The organism is Nesterenkonia alkaliphila (assembly GCF_009758175.1).
Classification (GTDB): domain Bacteria; phylum Actinomycetota; class Actinomycetes; order Actinomycetales; family Micrococcaceae; genus Nesterenkonia; species Nesterenkonia alkaliphila.
In genome coordinates this window covers 1-3217 of sequence record NZ_WRPM01000066.1, presented here as the reverse complement: position 1 = coordinate 3217, position 3217 = coordinate 1, and the positions used below count along the sequence as shown (strand labels likewise).

Here is a 3217-nt window from a genome sequence, read left to right as displayed (position 1 = left end):
TTAATCTTTTCAGCGGCGCAGCCGGCGGAGTTGATCTTCGTGGCTGCGTACACGCTCGGCGAGGGTGGTCACTGCGGCTCGGAGGGTGGCGATCTCGTCGCTGATCGCGGTCATTGGAGTGTCGGTGGCTTCGGCGTGTTTGTGCTCCTCGACGATGCCGCGCAGTGTGGTGTTGCGGTAGATCGTTGAACGGCTCAGGCCGGTGGCGGCGGCGATAGCGACAAACGTGATCGGTTGGCCGTTGCGGCTCAGGTCGGTGCAGGCGCGTTCAATGATGTTGATCCGGTCGTGGGGGTTCATCAGGCGGCGGCTTCGGTGTCGGCGATGAGGGCGTCGAGGCGGTTGATGAGCTTGTGGTGGCGGTCGGCTTCATCAATCCATCCGCGGTCTTCGGCATCGCGGGCAAGGGCTTGGGCATCGACACGTTGGGCGGCGAGGATCGGAAGTGATGAGGGCTCAGCGCGGTAGCTGGGGCAGTGTTCGCAGATGTTGGCATAGGCACAGGCGCCCTGGGCGGGTGTGCGCAGGCAGAACCCGCCAGCCATGCGTGATTTCAGCAGCGGTGTGTCCTGCCAGTCCTGTCCGCCGGTGATGTCGGCTAGCGGCAGCTGGGTCCGGCCGCCCGGGCCGGTTGGTGCCGGAGGTTGCGGAGCTGTTTGCTGTTTGGCTAGATCCAGGGCGCGTTCGTATTCGGTGCGGACGGTGGCATCAAAGAGTTGACCGTAGCGCAGGCTCATCTCTGCGCTGACGTGACCGAGCAGAGCCATTAGCGCTTGCAGGGAGACTCCGGCGTTGACCAGCGCGGTCGCGTAGGTGTGGCGCAATTGGTGGGAGGTGACGTGTTCGAGTCCGGCGATATTGGCGGCGTGATCAAGTTCGGCCCGGACTCCCTGTTGGGATAGTCGGCGTCCGAGATAGGTGAACAGGAACTGGGCTGGTCGCCGGTAGCGTGGGTGCGGCATCGGTCGACCATGGGAACGGATCTGGGTAATGCGGTCGATCAGCTCCAGGGTCTCGGAATCCAGTGGGACCATGCGTTCGGTGGCCATCTTGCCCAGCGGGACCTTCAGCCACGCGCCGTTGTCCTGGATCTGGTGCACGCAGTCCAGCTCCAGATCCAGCAGCTCCCCGATGCGTAGCCCGCAGGCCCGTTGCAGGCGTAGGGCCAGGGCGGCCAGTTCGTTGGCGGGATGGAGGGTCAGCGCCTCTTGTAGGCGCCGGTCGGCGTCAACGGGGAGGTAGCGGGGCAACACCTGCGGAAGTTTCGGGATGTCGTCGCGGAAGATGACTTTCCTGGAGGGCGCGACGTCCCAGCCCCATTCGGCGATATCGGTCAAAAATGTTGTCACCGCTACTACGCGCCGGTTGCGGTCGCCGATGCTGATCGGTTGGCCGTCTTTGTCGCTGACGGTATCGAGCAGCGAAGACAGCCAAGGCTCGATGTGTCGGCGCCGATCCAGATCAGCCACGCTGGAAAGCTCAGGATCAGAAGTGGCCAAAAAAGTGCCGAAGTGTTTGAGTCGGGTCGCCAATGCGGAGACGGTCTTGGCCTGGCAGGTGGCCTTCTTGCGTTGAAGATAGGCGATCATCTCGGCCCGGATCGGGGCGGCCACCTCAGCGAGTCGTTCCTCCAGCGGGGTCGGGCCGCCACTGCGGGGCAGCTGATCGACGATGCCCAGGTGGAACAGCACGGTCTGGGTATTGCTGATGGCTGAGAGGTAGTGGCGGTGGCTGGTTCCGGTTCGTCGGCCGCGCTCATGACAGGCCGCGGCGAAAGCGTCGAGGTCGTCTTGGACCAGCTCGGCGATCGGCCGGTCGGTCTGGATCAGCAGCCGCACCGGAACTTGTGATCCGGTGGCCAAGCGCACCCGCAGCGAGAATCCCAGCCTCTGGGCAGCTGAGAGGAAACGCTCGATTTCGGCCTGCAACCGGCTGCCCTGGATTTCGCGCCAGATCGAGGAGAACTTACGTTCGAGCAGATAGTCGTAACCCGGGCGCAGGCCGTGGTGGACCATGAGGAAGGTGATCACTGGCCGGGCGTGCTTATCGGCGGCCAGCCGGGCGGCAAGCGGTTGCGCCGCCCATGCCTGGGGGTCGGGCCAGGTGCCGAAGAAATTCCGTGCCGCCCGCTCATAGACCACGTTGCCGCGGCCGGTCGCGGCCAGGCGATCAAGATAGTCATCCAGCAGATCCTCACCGCCCAGTTCCGGGCTGGTGTCAACGAGTCTGGGCGCGGATGCGTGCGCGTGCTGCATCGAACTCACCTTTCACATGGGCCGGGGCCAGATGAACATACCGTGCGGTGGTATCAACATGAGCATGACCGAGCAGGGCCTGCATCACCGCTAGATCGACACCGGCTTCGGCCAACGTGGTGCCGAAGGTGTGCCGCAGAGCGTGTGGATGCCCACCAGCGATCCCCGTCAGACCTCGGTGGTAGCGGAAAATCGTGCGCAACCCAGCCGCAGTCAAGCCCTGCCCGCGGTTGGCGCCTTTGGCCACCAGGAAGAGCCGATCAGAGTCCGAGGCGGGGCGTTCGGCCAGTAGGTACACATCAATGACCGAAGCGACATCAGCATCCAATGGCACGCGTCGCTGCTTGGCGCCTTTACCAGTGACGGTGACCCATCGGCCGCCGATATCGACATCCTTAACGGCCAGCGTCAACACTTCACTGGAGCGCAGGCCACACCAAAGCATCAGCCCCGCGATCGCCCGATCGCGCCAAGTGCGCAAGCTGGCCACCAACTTCGCCGCATCCGGCGCCGATAACGCCACCGGCAGCTTCTTCGACTCCCGCAACCGCAGCGCCGAGCGGGGCTGCCGCCGCCTTCGGGTGTGAGCGAGCATCCCGGACTTCTCGCCAGCGGTTACCCAGCGTGCCTCACGGCCTCGCGGGACAGGATTACTCGCCTCTGGATCTCTCAGACCAGCGAAGGTATACAGGCCAGCAATCGCAGCCAAGCGCCGATTGATCGTCGTTGCCGCATACCGATCCAGACGCTGACCAGTCATCGTGATGACCTCCGGTCCCGCCCGGCCAGGGATCGTCGCTTCCCGGCAGGCCCTCAAATAGTCCAGCAGCCCATTCGTGGTGACTGACTCGACCTCCACATCCACTTCGCTCAACCACCGGCAGAACGCCAGCAGGTCATACCCGTATGCCCTGACCGTCGCCAACGAGTAGTTCCGGTCCAGCAGGTGACTCAGATAATCG

Annotated in this window: 3 protein-coding genes; all 3 read right to left on the bottom strand. The window is 64.1% G+C overall.

The window, feature by feature from the left end:
• Positions 1–9: 9 nt before the first annotated feature.
• Positions 10–300, bottom strand: a complete 291-nt coding sequence (locus GNZ21_RS08970; protein WP_157323458.1) for a DUF6262 family protein — start codon at positions 298–300, stop codon at positions 10–12.
• Positions 300–2255, bottom strand: coding sequence for a tyrosine-type recombinase/integrase (locus tag GNZ21_RS08965; protein ID WP_157323457.1), 1956 nt, complete (start codon positions 2253–2255; stop codon positions 300–302). Before GNZ21_RS08965 ends, GNZ21_RS08970 begins: the two co-directional genes overlap by 1 nt.
• Positions 2218–3217, bottom strand: a 1000-nt coding sequence (locus GNZ21_RS08960) for a tyrosine-type recombinase/integrase (RefSeq protein ID WP_157323456.1), incomplete at its 5' end; no start/stop codon positions are given. The genes GNZ21_RS08965 and GNZ21_RS08960, both read right to left, overlap by 38 nt.

Bases quoted from the DNA above. Each gene is read 5' to 3' on its own strand.
- GNZ21_RS08965 (WP_157323457.1), bottom strand. From the start codon at position 2,255: ATGCAGCACGCGCACGCATCCGCGCCCAGACTCGTTGACACCAGCCCG.
- GNZ21_RS08970 (WP_157323458.1), bottom strand. From the start codon at position 300: ATGAACCCCCACGACCGGATCAACATCATTGAACGCGCCTGCACCGAC.